Here is a 24,416-nt window from a genome sequence, read left to right on the forward strand (position 1 = left end):
TGCGTTCCTGTCCGGGTTAAGAAAGACCGGCAGAATATAGGAAAATTCTAGACACTCTCAAGGGGTGGTTTCACGCCCTTTTAAGTAAGCTTGGTCCGGCCTTATCTAAAATAAGAAAGGGTCAACTTATGTATTTACAAAAAGTAGAGGGGCCGCGATCAGTTACTTTACCCGATGGCACCATTTTGACACGAGCAGATTTACCCCCCACCGAGACGAAAAGGTGGGTCGCCTCTAGAAAGGCGGTAGTCGTGCGTGGTGTGCTTTATGGTCTGATTTCCTTAGCAGATGCGAAGATTAGGTACGGTATCAGCGATGAAGAATTCAATACTTGGGTCGCTGCCGTCGCCAAACATGGCGTCGACGCCTTGAAAGTGACCGCGATGAAAAAATATCGGCAACTTAAAGGAGAAAAAAACTAATTGAGTCAACGTTAACGGCAGATTAACCATTTTTGCTCAGGTTCAAAACCAGTTGAAGAATTTGACTAAATTGGAGCAATGAAATGCGCATACTTCTTGTCGAGGATGATCCGACCACGTCCAAAAGCATCGAGCTGATGCTGACACATGCTAATTTGAATGTTTACGCGACGGATCTTGGCGAGGAAGGAATAGATCTGGCCAAGTTGTATGATTACGACCTGATACTGCTGGACCTCAATCTGCCAGATATGAACGGGCACGAAGTTCTGCGCCAGTTGCGCATTGCGCGTGTCGAAACACCAATTCTCATCCTTTCAGGCACGGACGACACCGACAGCAAGATCAAGGGATTTGGGTTCGGTGCCGATGATTACCTGACGAAACCTTTTCATCGCGAAGAATTGGTTGCGCGAATCCATGCAATTATCCGGCGGTCAAAGGGACACTCTCAGTCCATAATTCATACCGGACAAGTTGCAGTAAACCTCGATGCCAAAACCGTTGAGGTCGAGGGTAAGACTGTGCACTTAACCGGCAAGGAATATCAGATGCTGGAACTTCTGAGCCTGCGCAAAGGTACAACATTGACCAAGGAAATGTTTCTAAATCACCTTTATGGAGGCATGGACGAGCCAGAGTTGAAGATCATCGATGTTTTCATCTGTAAACTGCGTAAAAAACTCAGCAATGCGACCGGTGGAGAAAACTACATCGAAACCGTTTGGGGCCGCGGTTATGTACTGCGTGATCCACAATCCGCAACTGGGGTCGAGACCCGGATGGCGGTCGGCGCCTGATTTTAACCCACCCAACAGGGTCTGAGTAACTAACCAATCTCTTGTCAGTACGACACTGGACCTTGCAATTTCCTCGCCCTATCACTGGTGATTAGAACGACGTGACAGGGCGAGGCCATGAGTAAAATACTTCCCGTATCCGAATTGACAGAAGAGGATGCGCGCAATGAATTGTCCCGCCTCGCCAAGGAAATTTTGCGGGCCAACCGTCTTTATCACGCCGAAGACGCTCCGGAATTGTCAGACGCCGATTTTGACGCGCTAAAACGCCGAAATTCAGAGATCGAAGCGAGATTCCCCGCACTGAAACGTCCTGACAGCCCAACGGATCTGGTCGGGGCAAAAGTTGCGGATGGGTTTGCAAAGGTCTCTCATGCTGTTCGAATGATGTCGCTGGGCAACGGATTCGATGACACGGATATTGCAGACTTTGACCGTTCAATTCGCAAATATCTGGGCCTAAAGGACGTTGCACCATTATCCTATACCGCGGAACCAAAAATTGACGGGCTGTCGCTTTCACTTAGGTACGAGCAGGGGCAGCTGGTGCAGGCTGCAACACGCGGTGATGGAGAGGTAGGGGAAAACGTCACCGAAAATGCTCGCACGGTCAAAGATATCCCGCAGAAAATTGACAACGCACCCGATATTCTTGAGGTGCGTGGCGAAGTCTATATGTCTCATTCCGACTTTGATGATCTGAATTCCCGGCAAGCTGCTTTGGGGGGAAAGACATTTGCCAATCCGCGCAACGCCGCAGCTGGGTCCCTGCGTCAACTGGATCCCGCGATTACCAAGTCCCGGCCTCTTCGCTTTTTCGCATATGCCTGGGGCGAATTGTCCGAACCGCTGGCTGCCACGCAGATGGCCGCAATTCAACGGCTTCGGTCATTTGGATTTCAAACAAATGCCCTAACGAGTTTATGTGGGTCTGTTTCTGAAATGTTGGAGCATTACCGGGCTATAGAGGCTCAACGCTCCACACTGGGATATGACATCGATGGCGTCGTATACAAAGTGGACGATTTGAACCTGCAGGCGCGGCTGGGTTTTCGGTCAACCACGCCCCGATGGGCCATCGCACATAAGTTCCCGGCAGAACTGGCATGGACCCGGTTGGAGTCGATCGATATCCAAGTCGGTCGAACCGGAGCCCTCAGCCCGGTGGCACGGCTACATCCGGTAACCGTTGGGGGTGTCGTCGTTTCCAACGCTACTTTGCACAACGAAGATTATATTGCCGGACGTGATGCCAAGGGAGGCGTAATCCGAGAAGGCAAGGACATTCGTGTCGGAGATTGGGTGCAGGTTTACCGTGCCGGTGACGTGATTCCAAAAGTGGCCGATGTCGATCTGTCTAAGCGCCCAGACGATAGTGTTCCTTACACTTTTCCAACGCGGTGTCCAGAATGTCAAAGCGATGCCATTCGCGAAGACGGAGATGCTGTAAGGCGATGTACCGGAGGCTTGATTTGCCCAGCTCAAGCTGTTGAAAAGTTGAAACATTTTGTTTCCCGAAAAGCGTTCGACATCGAAGGGCTTGGCGCAAAACAGATCGAGATGTTTCATAACGATCCGGTCCTTCCAATAAAAACGCCAGCGGATATCTTTACATTGGAACAGCGAGACGCTGGCAACCTGGCTCGTCTCAAAAACCGCGACGGGTGGGGGGAAACTTCGGCCAGCAACCTTTTTGCCGCCATAAATGAAAAACGGACCATTGAGTTGTCGCGCCTGTTGTTTGCACTTGGCATTCGCCACGTGGGTGAAGTAGGTGCGCGCGATCTGGCTTTGCATTACCTCAACTGGAACGCCATGGCGCGGGCAATTGACGCTGCGCGCCCCGCTGCGCTGGCCCAAAGACGCGCTGAAGATGCGGAGGAAGCAGAACGCATTGCGGCCACCGAGGAAGGCCGCCGTGCTCGTGTCAAAGAAGCACGCGAGGCCGCAGTTGTCCGCAATGATGTGCCAGACTCCGCTGCCGCTGCGTGGAGTGATTTGATCGGAGTTGACGGCATAGGGGCGACACTTGGATTGTCATTATCGGACGCTTTTGCAAACGGCGATGAGCGGCAAGCATTCGACGATCTTATCGGACACTTGACGATTTTATCGCCTAAAGCCCCAGCGTCAGATAGTCCTGTAGCGGGCAAAACTATCGTCTTCACCGGAACCTTGGAAAAGATGACGCGAGCCGAAGCCAAAGCACGCGCCGAAGCACTGGGGGCTAAAGTTTCTGGCTCAGTCAGTCAAAAAACAGATTTGCTGGTTGCTGGTCCCGGAGCAGGTTCCAAAGCCAAGAAGGCCGCTGATTTGGGGATCGACACATTGGATGAAGACGGCTGGCTTCAGCTGATTGGGGACGCATGAGCGGTCGTCCTGAACTTTTATTTCCGCTTTTTGCGGGTTTGGAAACGCTTGAGGGCGTAGGTCCGAAAACCGCGCAACTGTTAGGTCACTTGGGAATAAACTCACCTCGGGATGTTTTGTTTGCCCTGCCTTATGCTGTCGTCGACAGAAGACGACGTGACACAATACTTGGTGCGGATCTGCCCACGACGCTGACTGTTGAGGTTACGGTCGGTGCACACAGGCCCCCTCGGAATCGTGGCGGGGCTTATCGAATCCATGTTGAGGACAGCCAGACAAAATTCCAGCTTGTGTTTTTTCATGCTCGTGGCGAATACCTCAAAAAACTTCTTCCACAAGGATCAAGTCGTGTTGTCTCAGGGAAGATGGAATTATTCGACGGAATGGCGCAAATGGTCCATCCCGACCACGTAGTCGCCCCTGTTGATGCTGATGACCTGCCAGAATTTGAACCGGTCTACCACCTTACACACGGCGTAACACAAAAAACGGCTTACAAGGCCGCACAGAGTGCTTTGAAGAAGGTGCCTGAGCTTGTTGAATGGATTGACCCCAATCAGGTTTCAAAACAGAAGTGGCCGGATTGGGCGTCCGCGATAAAGGTCGCGCATCACCCAAAGGGTGCTGATGATGTCTCAACCTTTGCTCCCGCACGGGAGCGTCTTGCGTATGACGAACTGTTCGCACATCAACTTACACTTGCGCTCGCGCGACAACGCGAAAAAAAGGCGAGGGGAGTTGTAAGTGTTGGCAACGGTTCGCTGCAGGGCGTCGTTTTGAAAAGCCTTCCATATCGCCCGACCAAAGCACAGCAACGCGCTATTCGAGAAATCTCGGACGATATGGGGTCTGAGGCCAGAATGAACCGATTGCTACAAGGTGACGTAGGCTCAGGAAAAACGCTTGTGGCCTTTATGGCCTTGTTGGTCGCAGTTGAGGCCGGAGGGCAGGGCGTCATGATGGCCCCAACTGAAATATTGGCTCGGCAACACTTAGAAGGCCTGCGCCCGTTAGCAGAAGAGGCTGGTGTGGTGTTAGAGCTACTGACCGGCCGAGATAAGGGCGCCGAGAGGAAAGCCAAACTAGCTGCTTTGGCCCGCGGTGACATTCAGGTTCTCGTAGGCACCCATGCGGTGTTTCAAAGCGACGTTACATTTAAAGACTTACGTCTTGCTATCATCGATGAACAGCATCGTTTTGGCGTGCGTCAGCGAATGGAACTGTCTGAGAAAGGGCAAAGCGCTGACGTTCTGGTTATGACAGCGACCCCAATTCCACGCAGTCTTGCACTGGCGCAATATGGTGACATGGACGTTTCTGTACTGGACGAAAAACCTCCGGGGCGTAAGCCAGTCAAGACTGCAATCATAAGCGCCGAAAGAATAAATGATGTGGTAGACCATTTGCGGCGCGCCATCGCGGAAGGCAGACAATGCTATTGGGTCTGCCCCTTAGTCGACGAGTCCGAAGTATTGGACCTGACAGCCGCAGAGGAAAGATTCAAACGATTGAGGGCATTACTGGGCGATGATGACGTCGGACTGGTCCACGGACAGATGCCGCCTTCGGAAAAAGATGCTGCAATGGCAGCTTTTCAGGCAGGGCACATCAAGGTGCTGGTAGCAACGACAGTCATCGAAGTAGGTGTCAACGTTCCCAACGCCACAATTATGGTAATTGAACGAGCCGAGATTTTTGGTTTGGCACAATTGCATCAGCTTCGTGGCCGCGTTGGGCGTGGTGCGGACGCCTCTACCTGTTTACTTATGTACAAGCCTCCGCTGAGCGATGGCGGGCGGAAACGCTTGGAAGTCTTGCGAGAAACCGAAGACGGTTTCCGAATTGCGGAAACAGACCTTCAAATGCGCGGGGCAGGCGATTTGATAGGAACAGCACAATCCGGTCTGCCAAAGTTCCGAATTGCCGATCTTGAGCGGCAAGCGGGTCTGATGGCCGTCGCTCAGACAGATGCGCGGAATTTGCTGACCGTTGATCCCAAATTGACGTCTGATCGGGGTGAAGCTGCGCGCGTCCTATTGTGGTTGATGAAACAAGATCAGGCGATCCGTTTAATTTCAGTGGGTTAAGCAAAAAATTCCGATAAGTTCACAAATGTTCCCAAAAAGTTCTTTACCGACTCGGAAAAATGTGAGAACAAAAGGTCAACAAAGGATTAAAACTCAACCGGAGGTGAAACTATGCTGACCCAGATCAAGACCGCTTTCAGCCGCTCGCAAGCAACCATCTTGCAGGACGCTGCTGGAGCCGTGTCATTGGTGGTGATGCTATTGGTTGCCCTTCACCTTCCGACGGGCTTTTGAGCCTTTCTGCCTGCGATCTCGTGCCGAAGAAACCGCGCATGTCATCCCCATCTCAGTCAAGGGTGACCTGCCTGTCCCAAACCCCTTGAGGGGCCTGCCTCGGCCCCTGCGCGGAATTCCGGATCCCACGCGAGAAACGCAAAACCTAACGCCGCCCTTTCCGCCCGGAAGGAGCGGCGTTCTTTTTTACAACTGCCCGGTTTTCATGATTTCGAGTAAGGCCGACAGCACAGAATTTACTGCGACCGAAGCCAAAATCATTCCCATAACCCGGCTTATTATCGCGGCGCCTGAGTGCCCGATTAGACGGATAATAGGCTCTGCCAGCAACATCAGCACAAAAGCAATTGCTATCACGACAAGCATTACCATGGCGGTAATCCCCTGATCCGCAGCACTGAACCGATGGTTATCCGTAAGAATGACGATCGCCAACATTGCTCCGGGCGAAGCCAAAGACGGAACGGCCAAAGGAAAAATAGCAGGGTTGTGCTGATGCATTTTGTCGCCCCTGTCTTCTTCAGCCTGACGTCTTTCGATTTCCTGTTTGCTTTCGCCAAAAATCATGGTCAGCGCGAATAGGAAAAGGATGATGCCACCGGCGACCTGAAAAGAATTGAGCCCGATATCTAACGCCTCTATTAGAAGCTGCCCAAAAATAAGAAAAAACAACAACACCCCTGCGCTGATCAAAGAAGCAAGTAAAGCCGTTCGACGACGAGCAGCAGCTTCAAGACCAGCGGTCACCGCGATAAAAACAGGGATGGTGCCAATTGGATCAATGACAACCCAAAGGGTGACGAAATGTTCCAATAAATTGTCCAAATGAATTCACTCCGCGATAGCTTGACGGGAGGTTAAACAGAATTCTGCACCAACGCCACGATCAGGCGCAGTTGGCTTGTTCCGCCTGCTCCATGGCTTCGGCTGTCGCCTCCAGCGTCAATAAGATAGACGCGTGCCTGTTTTTGTATTCCCGGGCCGGCATTAGAACCTGCAGCCCATCAAATGGGGCATCCGGGGCAGGACCGTTCTTCTTCAGCATGGTAGCCAGTTGATCACGTGCGGTTTCCACCTGCTTTCGGGTTGAACCGATGATCGAGCTACCAACAACAGACGCGGAGGCTTGACCAAGCGCACACGCTTTTACGTCTTGTCCAAACTCGGCTATCCGTCCATCGCGCATTTTGACGTCCACTGTAACGGTTGAACCGCACAATGGCGCACGTTTCTTGACCGTCGCATCTGGGTTGTCGAGACGGTCCAACAGGGGGATATCTGCTGCTAACGCAAGGATGCGCCCGGAATAAAGCTTGATCAGATCGGTTTCGCCAGACATGGGTTTCCCTCGTTGACTGTTCCCCATACATAGTAGCCAAACGAATGGATGCAAAAGGTTTTTACCATGTCGCAAACTGCCAAATTTGATCCAACGTCGATCAAATACAACGAGGCGGGCCTTGTACCCGCCATCGCGCAGGACGAAAGCACAGGCGAAGTTTTGATGATGGCTTGGATGAACGAACAGGCCATACAACGAACAATTGAGACACGGCGTGTAACCTACTGGTCAAGATCAAGAAAAGCGTTTTGGATAAAAGGCGAAAGCTCTGGTCACGTGCAAGAACTTGTCGACTTCCGCATCGATTGCGACCGGGACTGTCTTTTAGTTGTGGTGCGTCAAACAGGAGCTGCTTGTCATACCAATCGTAGAACCTGTTTTTATACTGCCGTGAGGGACGGCAAAGAAGTTGAGTTGATGGCCCCTATGACTTAAATTGCGGGCTGGGCACTTTCCTCTGGCAAAGAAAATCAAAGGCCAACCAGCTTTCTGATGCCTGCGGGTGTCACGCCGTCGTTTCGATATTTCTCTATGGCACGCGCGTCATCGCGCTTTGCAAGACGCTTGCCGTTTTCGTCCCGAATCAGCTTGTGGTGAATGTAAATCGGGGTGGGTAAGTCCAGCAATACTTGCAGCAAGACGTGTATCCGGGTGGCTTCAAACAGGTCTTGCCCACGTACAACATGTGTTATTCCTTGCTCACCGTCGTCCACCACGACGGAAAGGTGGTACGAAGTACCCATATCTCGTCGAGACAGCACGACGTCACCTATGGTATTTTCCATTTCCTGAGCAGAGAACTCAATAATCCCGGTTTCGCCTCTGGGACCTTGCCCACGTTCTTCAAATCTGGCTATTTCGCCACCTTGAATACTGAGCAAAAGCTTACGCGCCTCGCGAACTGCTTTAGCGATATCCAACCTAAGCACTGTGTCAGTTGGTCGTCTTTGATCCGGGGAAAAATTAGCTGCCCCCTTTGAACGACAGGTTCCAGGATAGATTATACCATCGGGGCCAATTAGAGGCGCGCCTTCCTGAGGAGCGTTGACAGCGGCAGAAATGTCCTTGCGATTGCAAGTGCATGGGTACAGAAGGCCTTTAGCCCACAATCTATCCAAAGCGCCCTGATAAAGGTCCAAACGTTCGGATTGCCGCATCACAGGAGTTGGCCATCGCAGACCTAACCAATGCAAATCGTTGTAAATCTGCTGCTCCCAATGCGGCCGGGCCCGAGATTGGTCAATATCCTCTATCCGCAGCACGAATTCGCCCCTTTTGGACAGCGCCGTATCATAGGCCAACAATGCCGAATACGCATGGCCAAGGTGCAAAGGGCCCGTAGGCGAAGGCGCAAATCGTGTTCTGAATATCACGTCTTTTCTAATACATACACGTCAGACTTCATGTCCATACCCTGCAGGTGCGGCCCGTTTTCACGAAACAGCAGACGGGCATGACCCATATCAAGCCAATCACTGAGCCTGGTAGTGTAACTGGGATCTGCCAAAGTCAGATTATTGAACGAAAAGGCCAGAAAACCGCCCTTGGGCAACGCGTTCATCAATAGATCAAAAGTTCCCGGAGGCGCTGCGCCGGTGCCAATTACTCCGATCGCAGTAATTGCAGAATAGGCTCCCTGCTTCAATGGATTGGGATCGGTAATATCGAAATCCTCAACATGGCGATATACACCTTTATCTTCAGCGCCTTTCAGCATTTCAGGTGTCGGATCCATTCCATCAATCACATTGTACCCGACCTTGCTTAGCGCCAGTCCAGACAGGCCGGTTCCACAGCCGTAGTCCAGTATAGGAACGTCAGCATCTGGCATTTTGGACCATAACGCTTCGGCAACACGTGTTGGTGTAACGTACCCATTTTCGCCAACATCGTCATCGTAAGACGAGGCCCATTTGCGATAATGCTCTTGGGTATCCTGAGGAGAATTCAGATCGTAAACGTCTTTGAAGTTTTTGTTGCTCATGGCCTCATTTTAGGCGGCGTTAATGCGTCGCGTCCAGCCGCCAATGCGACAACCAATCGGTCCAAGCCGCTTTTGCGCGATCCGTGTAGGCCTTGTAGCGGTCCTTGCGTCCACGGCGTCCACCTTTGAGGCCGTCGACAGGTCGAAATAAACCAAAATTCACGTTCATTGGCTGAAAGGTCTTCGCTTCGGCTCCTCCGGTGATGTGATGTATAAGGGCGCCCATCGCACTGTCCTGCGGAACGGCGGGAATTTGACGCCCCAAAATCTCGGCCGCAGCAAACCGTCCGGCCAGAAGCCCCATTGCGGCGCTTTCGACATAACCCTCGACCCCTGTGATTTGACCGGCAAATCTGATGTTCGGACGGGATTTCAACCGCATTTGCTCATCCAGCAGCGTGGGTGAATTGATAAATGTGTTTCTATGGATACCACCCAATCGCGCGAAACTGGCATTCTCCAGCCCGGGAATCATTCGGAAAACATCTGCCTGTGCGCCGTATTTCATCTTAGTTTGAAATCCTACGATATTGAAAAGTGTTCCAAGCGCATTATCCCTGCGCAATTGCACGACGGCGTAGGGTTTAATATCCGGATGGTGCGGGTTAGTCAGGCCAACAGGTTTCATCGGCCCATGTCGCAATGTTTCTCGGCCTCGTTCGGCCATCACTTCGATCGGCAGGCAACCATCAAAGTACCCGGCAGTTTCACCTTCGTGGAATTCTGTCTTTTCGGCAGCCAGCAGCGCGTCAATGAAAGCCTCATATTGATCTCGGTCCATGGGACAATTCAGGTACGCTGCGCGCTCCTCTTCGGTTTCACCTTTGTCATAGCGCGATTGCATCCAGGCTTGGCTCATGTCGATGCTGTCTGTGTAGACTATGGGCGCGATTGCATCGAAAAACGCTAATGCGTCAGATCCGGTTTCGGATTTGATTGCCGAACCCAGCGAAGTCGACGTCAGTGGGCCAGTAGAAAATATCCAATGCCCATCTTCCGGTAAGCAGGATATTTCCTCTGAATTTAATGTAACCCGGGGATGGGCTAGAAGTTTGGCGGTCACCTCTACTGCAAATGGGTCACGATCTACAGCCAGCGCTCCTCCGGCGGGTAAGCGGTGCGCGTCGGCAGTGGTCATAATTAATCCATCAGCAGCGCGCATTTCCCAATGTAGCAAACCAACTGCATTCTGCTCATCATCGTCCGATCGAAAGGAATTCGAACACACCATTTCCGCAAGGTTCCCGGTTTGGTGCGCAAAAGTGCCAACTTTGGGTCGCATTTCATGAACAACAACGTCAACGCCCATTTCCGCCGCTTGCCAGGCGGCCTCGGACCCAGCCATGCCGCCGCCTACAATGTGTAATTTCTGTGTCATGTGCAGCCACATAGGGCACAGACACACTGCGTGCAACGCACGTTTACAGGTAAATTTTTGGGTAATCTTGGGGTCGCCGCTGCGGGAATGTCTACGCCGGTGAGAGAAACCGGCTTGGAGGGACCTTCCGCCGACGGCGACCCAAAAGTGTCCTTAAGGCCTTAGCCTTGTCCCACCTTTGCCACACTGTCGCCCATTTGAAAAGCAAAAAAACACCACGAGCCGCGAAAATCGTTTAAAATAATCGTCTTATTGCTTCCAATTAGGAGGTCTTTTTTCGATAAAGGCGTTTATTCCTTCCTCGGTATCTCTATGAAGCATATTCTGCGCCATCACCTCGGCAGCGTAAGTGTAAGCCAGATCTGTAGGCATTTGAATTTGCTGGTAAAATGCTTCTTTTCCCACCTTTACTGCTGATCCTAGCTTTTCAGCAAGGCGTTCCGCCAACGCGTTTGCTTCTTGATCCAGGCTTGACTCAGATACAACCCGATTGATCAGGCCTATTTCAGCGGCTCGACTTGCCGTAATGAAATCACCGGTGGTCAGCATCTCAAAAGCAAGTTTTCGCGGAACGTTTCTACTGAGCGCAACCATGGGCGTAGAACAAAACAGGCCGATATTTACTCCATTAACACCGAAACGCGTACTGTCGGCTGCTATGGCTAAATCGCATGTTGCGACCAACTGGCACCCGGCCGCAGTGGCAATACCATGGATTTGCGCGATAACTGGTTGCGGAAGACTTTGGATTGACATCATCATCTTAGCGCAGCGGTCAAACAAATCTTGAAAGTATGCAAGCCCCCCGTCTTCCGCTTGCCGACCTTGCGTCATCTGTTTCAAATCATGGCCAGCACAGAAGGCCTTGCCTGCACCACTTAGGATCACAGCACGAATAGATCGATCATCTCGGAGCGAATCGAGTTGGGCTTGAAGGGCCGCCAACATTTCATCACTCAAGGCGTTCAGGCGCTCTGGAGCATTCATAGTCAAGCGCGCCACCGCGCCAATGTCGTTACGTTCCAGAATTGCCATCTTGCCCTCCTGCTGGCTGTTGGCCAACTCTAGGGCGGTACGGCAAGGAGTGAAAGTATGTCATTGGCTCTGAACAAAAAAGAATTGGCTGAATACCTGGTGCAGGTTTTTCCACAGGTTCATCAAGATTTTGTAATCGAGGAACTAACAGAATCGGGTATCACCATGCGCCTTGTCGTGACTGAACGACATCTAAGACCAGGCGGAACGGTGTCGGGACCGTCGATGTTTGGTCTGGCTGACGTAAGTGTTTATGCTATGGTGCTTGCTCGAAAAGGACGTCAATCTCTTGCCGTAACCACCAACAGTTCAATGGACTTTTTGCGCAAACCGATCGGCGGGGTGGACTTAATTGCGAAATGCCGGCTTCTAAAACTTGGCCGCAGTCTGGCTGTCGGAGACGTGCTTATGTTTTCAGAAGGTTCAGATGACGTTGTTGCACGTGCAAGTTTAACCTATTCCACTCCACCGGCAGGTTCAGCTGCAGCGTCATTTGGATAAAAAAGGCCGGGGACAAACCCCGGCCAAGGAAGAGGTCCCAATGAAATGGGACTGGGGACAATTCATTTCATCCAGAAGTAAAGGCCGATTTCGTCATGGGCTTGAAATCGCGTCAATCCGACGTCGCGCAGTAAACGATCGTCTAGTTTGCCAAGGTTCACGCGACTACGGCGGCGCTGCTCCCATTTTGTGACAGTCGCTGCAAATTGCACGGCCAGGGCTGCGATAAGAGGCAGCCGAGGGCTGTCATTCAGCAGTGCAAGGGCAGGTATGTGCATTGAGCGTGTCATCTTGAGTATCCTTTCAAATTGTATTGACACAAATATAAGACATTCGGTACAATTGTGGGTACATTCAAAATTGTGTCGAAATCAAAGAAAGAATTGTAATGGATACAATTTGGCCGGAGTCGTTGCCTAGGGCAAAGGGTGCAAAATATACGCTGGTTGCCGATACAATTAGAAAAGCAATCGAAAACAAAACACTGGAGGTTGGCGCTAAACTTCCTCCGGTCCGCGAACTTGCGTATCGCTTACGAATAACACCGGGAACCGTAGCGAGAGCTTATACAATATTGACGGACGAGGGGCTGCTTCTGGCCGAGGTTGGGCGCGGTACATTCGTTGCTCCGCCGAAATCTCCGATTTTGGATGATGTTTGGTCTCGACAACTGCATTTACTGGAAGAAAAAAACGAAAATCATGTGAGCCTGTTCAGCCCGCGTCTGGCAGATGTGGGGCAGGTGGCCTTGATCCGGGAATGCCTGCAAAAAGTGGCAAAGGCCGATCCCTGGTTGTTTTTGAACTACCCGACCCGCGACGCGTATAAACCGATGCGGCAGGTGGTAGCCGAGTGGTTGTCTGATTTGCCTCTTGGGGCATTGACCCACGACGATATTGTTTTGACACATGGAGGACAGAATGGTCTGTGCTTAGTATTTCAGACCATCCTACAAGGGGCAAAACCAGTCGTGCTGGTTGAGGACCTGTCCTACGCCGGGTTCCGTCGGGCAGGAGAATTGATGCGCGCCGAAGTCATCGGCATCAGAATGGACAAATGGGGCGTCGATCCCGATGCCATGGATCATGTGCTCCGACAGACCCCCGCGCAGGCGGTCTGCGTTTCTCCAGAGGTGCAAAATCCTACCGGCCTGCACACTCCACTGGAACGCCGTAAAGAAATTGTCGAAGTGGCACGCCGTCATAACGTTCAGATTGTGGAAGACGATTGCTACCGCATGGGTGAAGCACGTGAACCTAGTTTTCGCGCATTGGCGCCCGAGCGCGGATGGCACGTTTCGTCGATTTCAAAAATACTGACACCTGCCTTGCGTATCGGTTTCGCCATCGCCCCAAGAGAGCGCAGTGCAGATCTGAGGCGGTCGGCCGAATACGGTTATTTCGGATTAGCCCAACCTCTTGCCGAGTTGACTCGCCTGCTTTTATCAGACCCACGCACGCGCGAAGTAGCCAGTGATGTGCGCAAGAGGATGGGTGAGTATGTGCGGGTTGCCGTTAATGTTCTGGGTGGTTTTGATCTAAATTGGGCGCCAGACGTTCCTTTCCTGTGGCTCAACCTGCCAGCGGGATGGCGTTCTGCTGCATTTAGCAGAGCGGCAGAAAGAGAGGGTATTCAGTTGCGTTCGGCCGATGAATTCGCGCTCCGAGATGGCCGTGCCCCGAATGCAGTACGCATCGCCGTCAATGGCCATGTGTCGTTAAATCGGTTCGAAAATGCGATGGTGCGTTTGCGGACTTTGCTGGACAATCCACCGGAACAAATCAGCGTTTGACATCTCACGCCAAGGGATCCGGATCGCCAAAAAAACCAGCAAGATGCGCTATTTGCCCTTGCTTATTCAATTGAACAAAATCATGTCCTGAAACCATGACGCTACCGTCGGGCGCGATCATGTGCCACGTGAAATGGACGACATCGTGATGAACAGTGGGAGCACTGATAATTTCAACACGCCCTTTCGTATCCTTAAGGACATTGCCGATGTGCTCACAGAGTTGCTGCCTGCCTCCGACATCAGCCGTGGGGTCCACATATCGTCCATTCTCGGCAAAACAATGGTCCAACAATTGGGAACGTCTTTCGGGATCGGTTTCCTGCCAGGCTGCGCCGTAAACCGTGATCGTATTATTTATTTCTTGCATCGAAAGCTCCTAAATCCATTGGATGAATTTATAAGAAGATTAGCAGCCCTCGCGTGAATGCAACAACATCCCAAAACTTGGGGTATAATAATACCTATTTTTTATCCATCTGATATTTAACAATAAAATAACACCAACGGCGCTTGACGTGAAATTCCACTCGATCTAAATACCCTTCATCGAATTTGGACCGGTCTGCGATCAGGCCGGTCTTTCACATCAAACAGGATTGTCCTGACATGAAAACCTTTTCTGCAACTCCTGCAGACATCGACAAGAAATGGATCCTGATAGACGCAGAAGGCGTCGTTCTGGGTCGCCTTGCCTCGATTGTCGCCATGCGTCTGCGTGGCAAGCACAAAGCTTCGTTCACACCGAATATGGATATGGGCGACAACGTCATCGTTATCAACGCTGATAAAATTCAGATGACCGGAAAGAAGCGCGACGAAAACTTCTATTGGCACACTGGCCATCCGGGCGGCATCAAATCGCGCACCAAACAGGAAATTCTTGAAGGTGCGCACCCCGAACGCGTTGTAACTCAGGCAGTAAAGCGCATGCTGCCCGGTAACCGCCTGGCACGCCAGCAGATGACGAACTTGCGTGTCTATGCTGGTGCCGAGCATCCTCATGAGGCGCAATCGCCCGAAGTTCTGGACGTTAAGTCCATGAACAAGAAAAACACCCGGAGCTAATGACCGATGGCTGATCAGATCAATACTCTAGAAGAGCTGAGCGCCGTTGCAGGCGTTGAAACCGTGGCTGAAGAAACTGTCGCACGCGAACCAGTGCGTGACGAACTGGGCCGCTCATACGCAACGGGCAAGCGCAAAGACGCTGTTGCACGCGTTTGGATCAAGCCGGGTTCCGGCAAAGTCACTGTAAATGGTAAAGATCAGGACAAGTACTTCGCTCGTCCGGTTCTGCAACTCATCCTGCGCCAGCCATTTCAGGTTGCCGGCGTTGAAGGTGAATTCGATGTTGTCGCAACCGTCAAAGGCGGCGGGCTGACAGGCCAGGCTGGCGCTGTTAAGCACGGCATCTCAAAAGCCCTGCAGCTCTATGATCCGAACCTGCGCGGCGCTCTGAAGGCCGCTGGGTTCCTTACACGCGACAGTCGCGTTGTTGAGCGTAAGAAATATGGTAAGCGCAAGGCGCGTCGTTCGTTCCAGTTTTCCAAGCGCTAATTCGCTACGGACTACAAAAAAGTTTAAAGGGCTCGCTGCGCGAGCCCTTTTCTTTTGTTTGACTATTCTTCGTAAACCAGATTCCACGCCCCACCTTCGACCACGTTGACAAACACAGTATCGGCACCTTGGTGATCATCCGGCCCGTAAGATATATGATTCCCGACTAGTTCATCATTGTAATCAAGCGCTTCCATGGCAGAAATAAAGCTATCATGGGTCAAATCTGGACCGGCTGCCTCTAACGCCATGACCATCATTTCAGCAGCGGAATAACCCAGCATCGAAAAGCCAACCGGATCTTCCCCGGTAGCTGCTTTATACTCGGCGATAAAAGCCGCAGGGGCGGGCTCATCGGCTCGCGCCCAAAGATCCAGCCACGATGCAGCTGCATAGAAACCATCAGTGACACCACCAGGAACCTGAGCGACGACAGTCAGAAAGCTTGCTGAAGTGCCAAGGAACTTCATATCGTTAAGTCCCATTTTCTTTGCCGTTCCAGCCACGGTGATCGCTTGGCGGACGCCAAGGGCGATAGTCACGATATCGCAACCTTCGTCCTTTAACTTGCTCAGCGAGCCGACAAAATCCGTTTCGTCAGGTTTATGGGTCGTTTCAGTTCCAAACTTGATCCCGGCTTCTTCCGCTCCCGCCTTACTACCTTCGAGAATTTCCTGACCGAAATCTGTGGGCAGGTACATCGTGCAAACGGTTTGAGACCCGAACTCGTTGGCCAAGTATTTCACGCCGATCCGGCTTTGGTCAAAATAGGTAGAGAAAGAAGTGAACTTGTTGTCCATTGGCTCCTGCAACATTTGCCGGGCCGCGGTAAGGGGCGCTACATTTGGAATACCCTTTGGGTCCAATAGCTTAAAGCCTGCAACATTCATTGGTGTACCCAAAGATTGGAGCATTGCGAAAACCTTATCTCGGTTCAACAGCTTGTTGTAACCTTGCATCGCCCGAGGCATTTGGTACCCGTTATCTTCGACCACGTAACGGATTTTTCGACCATGAACGCCACCTTCGGCGTTGACGCGATCAAAAACCACGTTCGCGCCTTTGGTTGCTGGCACACCCACCGCAGCAAAAATCCCGCTAAGGTCGCTTACAGAGCCGATGACAATCTCGTCATCCGTTACACCCTGAGTTTCCGCCCAGATTGATGTAGTGGAAACTGCCAAAGTGGCGGCTGTCGCCAAACCTTTCGTCAAGTTTCTCATGTCTCTCCTCCCTTTGAACCTCTATCTAATTGTACATGTCATCAATGAGATGTGAGTGTTTCTTCTCCACCAGTCCCCGCTTTAGTTTCATGGTGGCCGTCAGTTCGTCATCTTCGGCGGTTAACAAGACATCAATCAGCCGAAAGTCTTTTATTTGTTCGACGCGGGCAAATTTTTCGTTCGTCGCAGCGACTTCTGCTCCAATCAGTTTTTTTATCTCTTGCGCAGCGCACAAAGAGGCAAAGTTGGAAAATGGAACCTTATGATCCTGCGCAAATTTTTCGACATGTTCCTGATCAATCATGATCAGTGCGGTCAGAAATTTGCGACCATCGCCAATGATGACAGCATCCGAAATGTAGAGACTGAATTTCAATCGACTTTCGATCTCGGCAGGAGTGATGTTTTTGCCGCCAGCCGTGATGATAATATCCTTAGATCGCCCGGTTATCGTGACAAAGCCGTCATTGTCCATCTTCCCCAAGTCACCTGTGCGCAACCATCCATCCGCTGTGAATGTCTCGGCCGTCTTTGCATTGTTTCTCCAATAACCCTGGAAAACATTCAGGCCCTTGATTTGAATTTCGCCATCTTCGGCAATCCGAATATCGCTACCAGCGACGGCTTTACCGATGGTGCCCGGTTTGTTGGCTTCAAGTGTGTTTAGCGTCGCGATCCCGGACGTTTCCGTCATTCCGAAACCTTCAATCAAAGGGACACCGATGGCCCAGTACCATTTCAGCAATTCGGGGGAAATCGGCGCCGCGCCCGAGCCACCGCGACGTAATCTGTCCATTCCTAACATTCGTCGCAAGTTTCGCAGAACAAGCTGATCCCAGATCCAAAATCGCACTGCAACGTAGATCGGTACCGGATTGTTTTTCATGCTGTATTCCGCCCGGTCCATCCCTACCTTCAAGGCCATTTCAAAGGCTATACGCCCAGTTACCGAGGCCTCTTGCTTCATTATTTGAACCTGAGAATAAATCTTTTCCCAAACCCGCGGAACAGCCGTAAAGGTCGCCGGAGAAACCTCTTGGAGGTTGGCAAAAACGGTTTCTGGACTTTCCGCAAAATTTACTGTGGATCGCGCCGCTAACGGAAAATAGATCGAAACGTCACGTTCAAGAATATGACACAGGGGCAGAAAACAAAGCTGCTCATCCGAAGCCAGCGTAGGCAGTGAGTGCGCACCCGCCTCGATTGCAGCCAAGATGTTTTCGTTACTCAACATCGCGCCCTTAGGTTGGCCCGTGGTGCCGGAAGTATAAACAAGGATCGCCGTGTCTTGCGGCGTCGTTTTTTGGATCTCAGACTCGAACCATCCGTTCTCATGAACTTCGACCTGATTACCAATTGCGTACAGGTCCTGAATCATTAGGCACTTTGGATTATCCAGATCGTGCAAGCCTTCGTCTTCTAGGATTATCACCTTCAACAGGCCAGGGACTTCGTTTTCGATCTCAAAGAACTTGTCCAGCTGTTCCTCGTTTTCAACGATCAAAAACCGGCTGTCGCTGTCGGCGATCAAATATTGAAGCTGACTGGCAGAGTCCGTTGTGTAAACACCCGAGGCAATGCCGCCAACGCACTGTATGCCCATATCGAACCACGCCCATTCCTTGCGGTCCTCAGACAAAATTGAAACGACTTCGCCGCGCTTCAATCCTAATTCTCGCAAAGCGAGACCGATCCACTTTGCATGTTTCCAGTAGTCAGACCACGAATAGGACTTCCAAATACCCAGATCTTTTTCCCGATGGGCTGTTCGGTCACTTAGCTCAGTGCAGCGTTTGTGAAACAGCTCGCCAACCGTTACGCATCCATCAACGCGCAACGGGCGTTGACCGGGTGTTGCGTTGAAACTGACCCCATTGATAATTTTCTGAGCGGGCAGGGTGCTGGCATTCATCTGGTTCATCTCCAGGTCTTTTTCCGCTTCCAACGGCGATTTTCGCGAGCACCTTCTTCTTGAACGCCCAGATAAAAATTCTGGATGTCTTCGGATTTCATCAAATCCTCTGCTGAACCATCCATGACGATCCGCCCAAGTTCCATCACGTACCCATGATGGGCCAATTCCAACGCCGCGTTGGCATTCTGCTCGACAAGCACCATGGTCATTTTTTGCTCGTCGTTTAGTCTCCGCAAAATGCCGAAAATCTCCTGCACGAGTATTGGCGACAATCCCAGTGAAGGTTCGTCCAACAACATGATTTTAGGGCTAGCCATCAAACCGCGACCGATTGCCAACATTTGTTGTTGGCCACCTGACAGTGTACCTGCCTCTTGCTGCCTGCGCGCTTTTAGAACCGGAAAGTAGTGAAAAACCAGTTCCCGATCCCTTTCGATTAGGGACTTATCGGATATTGTATATGCACCTAGAGTGAGGTTTTCATCCACTGTCATCAAGGGAAAAACCTCGCGTCCTTCGGGAACGTGGACGATGCCCCTTTGCACCACTTCGTGTGGTTCCAATCCCTGAATATCCTTTCCGTTCAGATTGATACGGCCCTTTTCTGGGTCCATAACCCCCGAAACGGTTTTCATTAAAGTAGTTTTTCCAGCGCCGTTGGCACCAAGGATCGAGACAATCTGACCTTCCAGAATATCAAGGGAAACGCCTCGGATCGCTTGGATTGGGCCATAAAAACTTTCAATGTTTCGGATCATAAGGATTGGGTCGTTCATGAGGCTTTCCCAAGATACGCTTCAATCACAGCCGGATGGGATTGCACATGTTCTGGCGGACCAAGCGCCAATTTTGCGCCGTCAGCCATCGCTAAAACTCGGTCCGAAACACCTGAAACGAGCCCCATGTCGTGCTCTACCATCAACACAGTGATACCCATCTGCTTGCGGATATCATCGATCCACCAGCGCATGTCCGTAGTTTCTTCGACCGACAAACCCGAGGCAGGCTCATCCAACAGCAGAAGTTTGGGGTCTGTTGCCAAGGCTCGGGCAACCTCTACAACCTTCCTCACGCCATAAGGTAATCCCGAAATCATTTTGTCGCGAAACGCTTGGAGGTCGAGAAAGTCAATTATTTCTTCGACTTTTTCACGGTTCTTAATCTCTTGCTGCCTTACGGAAGGTAGGAAAAGGATTTCTGAAACCAAGTTCGTTCGGCGGTGCCGATGGCGCCCGACCAATAGATTCTGTAACACGGTCGCGTGCTCAAAAAGTTCGATATTCTGGAAAGTCCTTGCCACTCCGTACGATGCGACACCAGACGGTTTCACCCGCAACAAATCATGCCCATCAAACCGGATTGACCCAGCGAATGGATCATAGAACCGCGATATAAGGTTAAAGACTGTGGATTTACCCGCGCCATTAGGCCCCACAATGGCGAAAACTTCTCCTTCTTCGACTTCGAAAGACAAATTGTCGACGGCCGTGAGACCCCCGAAGTTCAGGGTGACACTTTCAAATTCTAGCAAACTCACCTTAGGCGCTCCGTCTTGAGGTACGACTTCTGGCGTTTGAACATTTCCTTTCTGTAAAATGGAAATAACTCGAACCAAGTTCGAATTTTCAACCAACGACCGTACATGCCCAAGGGTTCGAAAAGGATGAAGGCGATCAAGATCATGCCAAAGATTCCAAATTCAAGCCCGGGAATGGCTACGGCATTGCCGCCAAATATCGCGCCGACATATTCCTTTGAGATGGAAAGGAATTGCGGCAAGAAGCCAACCACAATGGCACCAAGAAACGCTCCATGGATTGAACCTAATCCTCCAATCACAATCATCATCAGCAGTTGGATCGAAATCAGAACGCTGAACGTTTCGTTGTTGAAAGCTCCGGCATAGAGACCCATCAATGCTCCGGCCCAACCCGTTACAGAACAGGACAAAGCGAACGAAATCATCTTGGTCCGCGCAATGTCCACGCCCATTGCCTGAGCGGAAACTTCTGAATCTCGAACGGCGATAAAACTGCGGCCTAACGGCGCCCTTAACAAATTGATATACCCTATTGTAACCAATAACGTAACACCAAGTACCAGCCAGAAGAACTCAACTGGCGTAGCCCATCGATCCACCAGTTTGCCGAATATCTCGACGCCTCCGACAAATTTACCGGTGACGCCGCCGGTGATCGGCTCAGCCAGCACAATGATGTCGTCCATCAATATTGAGAGAGCCAACGTGAAAATCGCCAGATAAATACCATGCAGCCGCAGAGCAGGGATTGCGACGGTAACACCAGCTACTCCCGTCAAAATACCAGATAAAGGAAAAGCCAGCAGAAAAGGAACGCCAGCTTCGATCAGAGCCACGTTTGCATAACAACCGAATGCCAGAAAAGCCGCGTGCCCAAGGCTCACCTGACCTGTATGGCCAGTCAAAATCATCAAACCCAGGCCGGCAATTGCCCAAATCAGAACATTGGTCAACTCGCCCAGAAAGAAATCATCCAGCAACCATGGGGCAGAAAAAACCAAAGCCAGAAGAAAAAGATAGAGGCTTAGTTGATATCCATCTTTCCAAGGGCGAATGTCCTGAATGTAATTTGTTTTGAACACAAATCTCATGTAGCTAGACCTTTTTAGCCCGTACTTGGCTGAACAAACCGTTGGGACGAAAAATCAAAACAGCCAACAACAACGCATAGGGCGCAACCTGGCTATAGCCAGCCGCAATATACCGACTGGCAAATGGCTCGATCACGCCAACAATAAGACCGCCAGCTAAAGCACCGGGCAAACTACCAAACCCTCCAATCACTGCAGCAGCAAATGCTTTTATTCCCAGCAAGCCCGTGGTTGGATCAACCGATCCCTTGGCTGCAAAAAGAATGCCTGCAATACACGCGACAACACCGGCCAAGGCCCAGATTACACCCTGAACCTGTTTGACGGGGATACCCATGTAATAAGCAGCCAGTTGGTTTTGTGATGCCGCTTGCATCGCGAGGCCCAGCTTGGTTCGGCTAAAAAACAAGTAAAGCCCAATAGTCAGCAATAAAGTGACGACAATGACGGCAACGTCTTCCAAGCCAAGAACTAGCGCTCCAAAACGGATATCCTTTCCCGCCAGCGGGTTTTGCAAAGTTTGCGGCTCATGCCCCCAGATCAATCCGGCAACAAAACGTATTACAAATCCCATGGCGATGGTAAGAATTACAACCGCCGACTGGCTTTCGCCAAACAGTCTTCGGATGATCAGACGATCCACAAGATACCCGACAGCTGCCATGATGCTTAACGAAATCGGCAAAGCCATCCAGAAGGGCAGCCCCATGTACTCTGTATTCGTCAGTCCGATGGTTACAAAAGCGCCCAGCATCATAAAGTCGCCCTGCGCAAAGTTCACGGCTTCTGTTGCTTTGTAAATCAACACAAAACCGAGAGCGATCAGGCCGTACACGCAGCCATTCGCCAGCCCGCTGATAAGCAGCTGTGCGTTATCCAAGCTTTCCCTCCCGTTGCCTGCGCGCCCGGCGACGTTGGCGCCCCGATCTGGTGTTGGGCTTGGTGTTACTATGGCGTGATAATGACCTTGCCGTCACTCTTTTTCAGCGCACTTGCAAGGTTCGGTACAACTTCGCTCAATCTAAGCCGCTCGGATACATCAGTTTTCCAACGACCATCGGCAAATCGGGCCTGCACCTCGGCAACCACGCGCATTTGCTCTGCAAGGGGCGTCGACATCATCCATCGGGTCAGCCAGAACCCTTCAATTCGTTTGCTCATAAAGATCATTTGCCCGGATTGCGTCAATTGAGGCATTTCGCTGCTGAGCTTTCCATATATAACCCAGCGAGCACCGTTCGGCATGGCGCAAAACAGCTGTTCAGACAATTGATCGGCCACTGCATCCAAAAAGACCCGTGGTTTCATGTTGGTGCTAATAGACGCGAAGTGATCTTTGATCTTTGGATCCGAAGTCACCAATACTTCGACGGCACCAAGTTCTTTCAGTGGTTGAACAGTTTCTGGCCTGCGCACCAATGCGATCGGACTCAATCCTAAATCTCGACCCAGACTACACATCAATTTTCCCAACTGGCTGTTAGCCGCAGAAATCACAAAAGCGTCGCCGTCATTTCGCGCCAAGTCGACCATGGCCATCGCAGTTAAAGGGTTCACGATCTGGGATGCTCCATCTTCATCAGAAATGTCGGGCCGCAATGGGATGCACATTTGACCTTGAGTTACGACATACTCTGCCCAAGCCCCTGATCCTGCCGCAACAAAAGCAACACGTTGATCCTGGAGCGTTTCGGCACCAGCACCAGTTGCCACTACATCGCCGCAACCCTCGAATCCCGCCGGAGCACCTTTTACCCGCGGTTGGCCGTATTCACCCTTAATAAAGTGCATATCCGATGGGTTAACCGAAGCCGCCCGCAACCGGATTAAAACCTGCCCAGGCCCGGGCGAGGGTACCGGTAATTCAGCTTCGGATAGCCAATCAGAAGCATCTTTTATCGTCGGTTCTAGCGCCGTACCGGAATATCCGCCGTGGTTTAGTACAACGGAATACATTGTTGCGGGTAAGGTGTTCATGTGTTGATCCTGTTCAAAATTTATTGAAATATAATCCGTATTGTTCACAAAGGCGCCTTAATGGCAAAAACCAGATAAAATATAACTTATTCAATTTTCAGTTGTTCGAGGAAATAAAATTAGCAACTTGCCCGGCGATGATGCCATAACCGGCAGTGGAAGGATGACCACAACCATCCGGCATATATTTCGACCAATCCTGCGGTGTTACAACAACTTTCATAATGTCGGCACGGTTTTGAAATACTACTTTTAGAGTTTCGATCGTATTTTCGTAAATTTCAACATCTTCAGCAGTACCCGGTATCAATACTATGACCGGCTGAATTTGATGTTCTTCTGCAGTAGTTACAAATCGTTCAAGCACAATATTAAGGTCCTTCATAAACGGTGCAAATTCATCAAACCCTTGCGACCTTTTGATGAGGGCCCACCTAAATCTGTTAGTTCCAAAGTACTCAATTAGCGAAATTGAGTAAGGAAACTTAGCGCGAGGCAGCGTCCAATAATCGGTAATAGCCAATCCTTCGACAATTTGGGTCATTTCTTCTTGATCAAATACGGTAGGGTTATTCGGATTTTCCACGAATTGACCAGCGCGGGAATACGGCTTGAAGCCGAAGTGGAAAGTCGGGTTCCCGCGCAGCGGATAATAAGAGTTCAACATTCGATAAATGTTGTCGCCAATAAAGGCCAATACTGCGATGTCAGCATCCTGCTCTGCTTCAGCCGTCAATTCGAACTTATGCACCGCCTGAAGTATACCATAGCCTGAGACCCCATGATTTATGACTTCGGCATGCAGTTCACTGGCGAGCAGATTTGGAAAGCTGAATGCGTCGCCAACTTCGTCGCCATGCGTAAAAGAATCCCCATAAGTTAATATCTTGAGGCCTTCTGCTGACGCAGGTGTCAGCCGACTTCTATCCTTTTTGTATGTAACTTGCACTGGTTCACCAGAACAATCCAACGCCTCATCTTTGCGGCTTGAAGGGTTATTCCATCCAAGCGCTGCATCATAACGATGTTCGAGCCAATGCTCGTAAGTGCCCCAGTTTGCGATTAGGTCTTGTTTTATCCTTTCTACATCTGAAAACACTCTGCCTTTCGACTCGGATGTCCTCGAAAGTGCAAACCCCAGAACTTCTAAAAGCAAAATGAGAAC

The 24,416-nt window shown here is 50.9% G+C and carries 26 protein-coding genes; 10 read left to right on the forward strand and 16 right to left on the reverse strand.

Translation table 11 applies throughout. The annotated features are described in order from the left end of the window. Positions 1 to 128 precede the first annotated feature (128 nt). The 5 genes from sciP to AC2FNV_RS11550 all read left to right on the forward strand — a co-directional run bounded on the left by sciP (position 129) and on the right by AC2FNV_RS11550 (position 5,913). Entirely contained in the window at positions 129 to 422 is a 294-nt protein-coding gene (gene sciP / locus AC2FNV_RS11530) for a CtrA inhibitor SciP (protein ID WP_170480465.1), read from the forward strand. An 83-nt stretch (positions 423 to 505) separates the two neighbouring features. Next, complete coding sequence (gene ctrA, locus AC2FNV_RS11535) at positions 506 to 1,222, forward strand: response regulator transcription factor CtrA (RefSeq protein ID WP_170606872.1); 717 nt, start codon at positions 506 to 508, stop codon at positions 1,220 to 1,222. Positions 1,223 to 1,339: 117 nt separating this feature from the next. Next, positions 1,340 to 3,592 (forward strand): NAD-dependent DNA ligase LigA, encoded by a 2,253-nt coding sequence (gene ligA / locus AC2FNV_RS11540; RefSeq protein ID WP_170606874.1) that lies wholly within the window; start codon positions 1,340 to 1,342, stop codon positions 3,590 to 3,592. Further along, positions 3,589 to 5,679 carry an ATP-dependent DNA helicase RecG gene (recG, locus tag AC2FNV_RS11545; protein WP_170606876.1) on the forward strand — a complete coding sequence of 697 codons (2,091 nt, stop codon included), beginning with the start codon at positions 3,589 to 3,591 and terminating at the stop codon, positions 5,677 to 5,679. Before ligA ends, recG begins: the two co-directional genes overlap by 4 nt. A 111-nt stretch (positions 5,680 to 5,790) precedes the next feature. Beyond that, positions 5,791 to 5,913, forward strand: a complete 123-nt coding sequence (locus tag AC2FNV_RS11550) for a hypothetical protein (RefSeq protein ID WP_302477840.1) — start codon at positions 5,791 to 5,793, stop codon at positions 5,911 to 5,913. A 186-nt stretch (positions 5,914 to 6,099) separates the two neighbouring features. Here AC2FNV_RS11550 and AC2FNV_RS11555 read toward each other — a convergent pair whose 3' ends face one another. Both AC2FNV_RS11555 and AC2FNV_RS11560 read right to left on the reverse strand, forming a co-directional pair. Continuing rightward, positions 6,100 to 6,738 (reverse strand): MarC family protein, encoded by a 639-nt coding sequence (locus AC2FNV_RS11555; RefSeq protein ID WP_170606879.1) that lies wholly within the window; start codon positions 6,736 to 6,738, stop codon positions 6,100 to 6,102. Between the two features lie 61 nt (positions 6,739 to 6,799). Further along, complete coding sequence (locus AC2FNV_RS11560) at positions 6,800 to 7,252, reverse strand: iron-sulfur cluster assembly scaffold protein (protein ID WP_170480475.1); 453 nt, start codon at positions 7,250 to 7,252, stop codon at positions 6,800 to 6,802. A gap of 48 nt (positions 7,253 to 7,300) precedes the next feature. On the opposite strand from AC2FNV_RS11560, the gene hisI reads away from it, so the two are divergent. Continuing rightward, complete coding sequence (gene hisI, locus AC2FNV_RS11565; RefSeq protein WP_170606882.1) at positions 7,301 to 7,690, forward strand: phosphoribosyl-AMP cyclohydrolase; 390 nt, start codon at positions 7,301 to 7,303, stop codon at positions 7,688 to 7,690. Positions 7,691 to 7,725: 35 nt separating this feature from the next. Here hisI and gluQRS read toward each other — a convergent pair whose 3' ends face one another. The 4 genes from gluQRS to AC2FNV_RS11585 all read right to left on the reverse strand — a co-directional run bounded on the left by gluQRS (position 7,726) and on the right by AC2FNV_RS11585 (position 11,679). Further along, on the reverse strand, positions 7,726 to 8,628 hold the full coding sequence (gene gluQRS, locus AC2FNV_RS11570; RefSeq protein WP_170606884.1) for a tRNA glutamyl-Q(34) synthetase GluQRS: 903 nt from the start codon (positions 8,626 to 8,628) through the stop codon (positions 7,726 to 7,728). Beyond that, the gene (locus AC2FNV_RS11575; RefSeq protein ID WP_170606886.1) at positions 8,625 to 9,239 is read right to left on the reverse strand and encodes a class I SAM-dependent DNA methyltransferase; all 615 of its coding nucleotides are present in this window, start codon (positions 9,237 to 9,239) and stop codon (positions 8,625 to 8,627) included. The genes gluQRS and AC2FNV_RS11575 overlap by 4 nt, the downstream gene beginning before the upstream one ends. Before the next feature lie 19 nt (positions 9,240 to 9,258). Continuing rightward, positions 9,259 to 10,617 carry a methylenetetrahydrofolate--tRNA-(uracil(54)-C(5))-methyltransferase (FADH(2)-oxidizing) TrmFO gene (gene trmFO, locus AC2FNV_RS11580; RefSeq protein WP_170606888.1) on the reverse strand — a complete coding sequence of 453 codons (1,359 nt, stop codon included), beginning with the start codon at positions 10,615 to 10,617 and terminating at the stop codon, positions 9,259 to 9,261. A gap of 249 nt (positions 10,618 to 10,866) precedes the next feature. Next, a complete protein-coding gene (locus AC2FNV_RS11585; protein WP_302477841.1) occupies positions 10,867 to 11,679 on the reverse strand; it encodes an enoyl-CoA hydratase in 813 nt (270 codons plus the stop codon). A gap of 30 nt (positions 11,680 to 11,709) precedes the next feature. Here AC2FNV_RS11585 and AC2FNV_RS11590 point away from each other — a divergent pair, with 30 nt between their 5' ends. After that, entirely contained in the window at positions 11,710 to 12,153 is a 444-nt protein-coding gene (locus tag AC2FNV_RS11590; RefSeq protein WP_170606892.1) for a PaaI family thioesterase, read from the forward strand. A 62-nt stretch (positions 12,154 to 12,215) separates the two neighbouring features. On the opposite strand, the gene AC2FNV_RS11595 is transcribed toward AC2FNV_RS11590, so the two are convergent. Beyond that, a complete protein-coding gene (locus AC2FNV_RS11595; RefSeq protein ID WP_170606894.1) occupies positions 12,216 to 12,443 on the reverse strand; it encodes a DUF1127 domain-containing protein in 228 nt (75 codons plus the stop codon). Positions 12,444 to 12,541: 98 nt separating this feature from the next. On the opposite strand from AC2FNV_RS11595, the gene AC2FNV_RS11600 reads away from it, so the two are divergent. Continuing rightward, positions 12,542 to 13,945, forward strand: a complete 1,404-nt coding sequence (locus AC2FNV_RS11600; protein ID WP_170606895.1) for an aminotransferase-like domain-containing protein — start codon at positions 12,542 to 12,544, stop codon at positions 13,943 to 13,945. Between the two features lie 4 nt (positions 13,946 to 13,949). On the opposite strand, the gene AC2FNV_RS11605 is transcribed toward AC2FNV_RS11600, so the two are convergent. Then, on the reverse strand, positions 13,950 to 14,315 hold the full coding sequence (locus AC2FNV_RS11605) for a nuclear transport factor 2 family protein (protein ID WP_170606897.1): 366 nt from the start codon (positions 14,313 to 14,315) through the stop codon (positions 13,950 to 13,952). A gap of 239 nt (positions 14,316 to 14,554) precedes the next feature. Between AC2FNV_RS11605 and rplM the strand changes: the two genes are divergently transcribed. Together rplM and rpsI are read left to right on the forward strand one after the other, a co-directional pair. After that, positions 14,555 to 15,013 carry a 50S ribosomal protein L13 gene (gene rplM / locus AC2FNV_RS11610; protein WP_170480494.1) on the forward strand — a complete coding sequence of 153 codons (459 nt, stop codon included), beginning with the start codon at positions 14,555 to 14,557 and terminating at the stop codon, positions 15,011 to 15,013. Positions 15,014 to 15,019: 6 nt separating this feature from the next. Then, positions 15,020 to 15,505 (forward strand): 30S ribosomal protein S9, encoded by a 486-nt coding sequence (rpsI, locus tag AC2FNV_RS11615; RefSeq protein WP_170480496.1) that lies wholly within the window; start codon positions 15,020 to 15,022, stop codon positions 15,503 to 15,505. A 62-nt stretch (positions 15,506 to 15,567) separates the two neighbouring features. Here rpsI and AC2FNV_RS11620 read toward each other — a convergent pair whose 3' ends face one another. From AC2FNV_RS11620 to AC2FNV_RS11655, 8 genes are all read right to left on the reverse strand, one after another. Then, positions 15,568 to 16,728, reverse strand: a complete 1,161-nt coding sequence (locus AC2FNV_RS11620) for an ABC transporter substrate-binding protein (protein WP_170610826.1) — start codon at positions 16,726 to 16,728, stop codon at positions 15,568 to 15,570. A gap of 25 nt (positions 16,729 to 16,753) precedes the next feature. Further along, positions 16,754 to 18,640: an AMP-dependent synthetase/ligase gene (locus AC2FNV_RS11625; RefSeq protein ID WP_170606901.1), complete on the reverse strand. Its 1,887-nt coding sequence runs from the start codon at positions 18,638 to 18,640 to the stop codon at positions 16,754 to 16,756. A 5-nt stretch (positions 18,641 to 18,645) separates the two neighbouring features. Continuing rightward, positions 18,646 to 19,419 carry an ABC transporter ATP-binding protein gene (locus tag AC2FNV_RS11630; RefSeq protein ID WP_170606903.1) on the reverse strand — a complete coding sequence of 258 codons (774 nt, stop codon included), beginning with the start codon at positions 19,417 to 19,419 and terminating at the stop codon, positions 18,646 to 18,648. Next, on the reverse strand, positions 19,416 to 20,180 hold the full coding sequence (locus tag AC2FNV_RS11635; protein ID WP_170606905.1) for an ABC transporter ATP-binding protein: 765 nt from the start codon (positions 20,178 to 20,180) through the stop codon (positions 19,416 to 19,418). Before AC2FNV_RS11635 ends, AC2FNV_RS11630 begins: the two co-directional genes overlap by 4 nt. After that, entirely contained in the window at positions 20,177 to 21,274 is a 1,098-nt protein-coding gene (locus AC2FNV_RS11640; protein WP_170606907.1) for a branched-chain amino acid ABC transporter permease, read from the reverse strand. Before AC2FNV_RS11640 ends, AC2FNV_RS11635 begins: the two co-directional genes overlap by 4 nt. Positions 21,275 to 21,278: 4 nt before the next feature. After that, the gene (locus AC2FNV_RS11645; protein ID WP_170606909.1) at positions 21,279 to 22,154 is read right to left on the reverse strand and encodes a branched-chain amino acid ABC transporter permease; all 876 of its coding nucleotides are present in this window, start codon (positions 22,152 to 22,154) and stop codon (positions 21,279 to 21,281) included. 68 nt (positions 22,155 to 22,222) lie between these two features. Continuing rightward, complete coding sequence (locus AC2FNV_RS11650) at positions 22,223 to 23,251, reverse strand: alcohol dehydrogenase catalytic domain-containing protein (RefSeq protein ID WP_496773359.1); 1,029 nt, start codon at positions 23,249 to 23,251, stop codon at positions 22,223 to 22,225. Between the two features lie 97 nt (positions 23,252 to 23,348). Continuing rightward, on the reverse strand, positions 23,349 to 24,350 hold the full coding sequence (locus AC2FNV_RS11655; protein ID WP_170606913.1) for an SGNH/GDSL hydrolase family protein: 1,002 nt from the start codon (positions 24,348 to 24,350) through the stop codon (positions 23,349 to 23,351). Between the last annotated feature and the right edge of the window lie 66 nt (positions 24,351 to 24,416).

The organism is Ruegeria sp. BHSA163 (assembly GCF_059613365.1).

What these genes read in the sequence shown, in the direction of transcription:
- sciP (WP_170480465.1), top strand. Translation starts at nt 129, where the DNA reads ATGTATTTACAAAAAGTAGAGGGGCCGCGATCAGTTACTTTACCCGAT.
- ctrA (WP_170606872.1), top strand. Translation starts at nt 506, where the DNA reads ATGCGCATACTTCTTGTCGAGGATGATCCGACCACGTCCAAAAGCATC.
- ligA (WP_170606874.1), top strand. Translation starts at nt 1,340, where the DNA reads ATGAGTAAAATACTTCCCGTATCCGAATTGACAGAAGAGGATGCGCGC.
- recG (WP_170606876.1), top strand. Translation starts at nt 3,589, where the DNA reads ATGAGCGGTCGTCCTGAACTTTTATTTCCGCTTTTTGCGGGTTTGGAA.
- AC2FNV_RS11550 (WP_302477840.1), top strand. Translation starts at nt 5,791, where the DNA reads ATGCTGACCCAGATCAAGACCGCTTTCAGCCGCTCGCAAGCAACCATC.
- AC2FNV_RS11560 (WP_170480475.1), bottom strand. Translation starts at nt 7,252, where the DNA reads ATGTCTGGCGAAACCGATCTGATCAAGCTTTATTCCGGGCGCATCCTT.
- hisI (WP_170606882.1), top strand. Translation starts at nt 7,301, where the DNA reads ATGCAAAAGGTTTTTACCATGTCGCAAACTGCCAAATTTGATCCAACG.
- AC2FNV_RS11575 (WP_170606886.1), bottom strand. Translation starts at nt 9,239, where the DNA reads ATGAGCAACAAAAACTTCAAAGACGTTTACGATCTGAATTCTCCTCAG.
- trmFO (WP_170606888.1), bottom strand. Translation starts at nt 10,617, where the DNA reads ATGACACAGAAATTACACATTGTAGGCGGCGGCATGGCTGGGTCCGAG.
- AC2FNV_RS11590 (WP_170606892.1), top strand. Translation starts at nt 11,710, where the DNA reads ATGTCATTGGCTCTGAACAAAAAAGAATTGGCTGAATACCTGGTGCAG.
- AC2FNV_RS11595 (WP_170606894.1), bottom strand. Translation starts at nt 12,443, where the DNA reads ATGACACGCTCAATGCACATACCTGCCCTTGCACTGCTGAATGACAGC.
- AC2FNV_RS11600 (WP_170606895.1), top strand. Translation starts at nt 12,542, where the DNA reads ATGGATACAATTTGGCCGGAGTCGTTGCCTAGGGCAAAGGGTGCAAAA.
- AC2FNV_RS11605 (WP_170606897.1), bottom strand. Translation starts at nt 14,315, where the DNA reads ATGCAAGAAATAAATAATACGATCACGGTTTACGGCGCAGCCTGGCAG.
- rplM (WP_170480494.1), top strand. Translation starts at nt 14,555, where the DNA reads ATGAAAACCTTTTCTGCAACTCCTGCAGACATCGACAAGAAATGGATC.
- rpsI (WP_170480496.1), top strand. Translation starts at nt 15,020, where the DNA reads ATGGCTGATCAGATCAATACTCTAGAAGAGCTGAGCGCCGTTGCAGGC.
- AC2FNV_RS11620 (WP_170610826.1), bottom strand. Translation starts at nt 16,728, where the DNA reads ATGAGAAACTTGACGAAAGGTTTGGCGACAGCCGCCACTTTGGCAGTT.
- AC2FNV_RS11625 (WP_170606901.1), bottom strand. Translation starts at nt 18,640, where the DNA reads ATGAATGCCAGCACCCTGCCCGCTCAGAAAATTATCAATGGGGTCAGT.
- AC2FNV_RS11630 (WP_170606903.1), bottom strand. Translation starts at nt 19,419, where the DNA reads ATGAACGACCCAATCCTTATGATCCGAAACATTGAAAGTTTTTATGGC.
- AC2FNV_RS11640 (WP_170606907.1), bottom strand. Translation starts at nt 21,274, where the DNA reads ATGAGATTTGTGTTCAAAACAAATTACATTCAGGACATTCGCCCTTGG.
- AC2FNV_RS11650 (WP_496773359.1), bottom strand. Translation starts at nt 23,251, where the DNA reads ATGAACACCTTACCCGCAACAATGTATTCCGTTGTACTAAACCACGGC.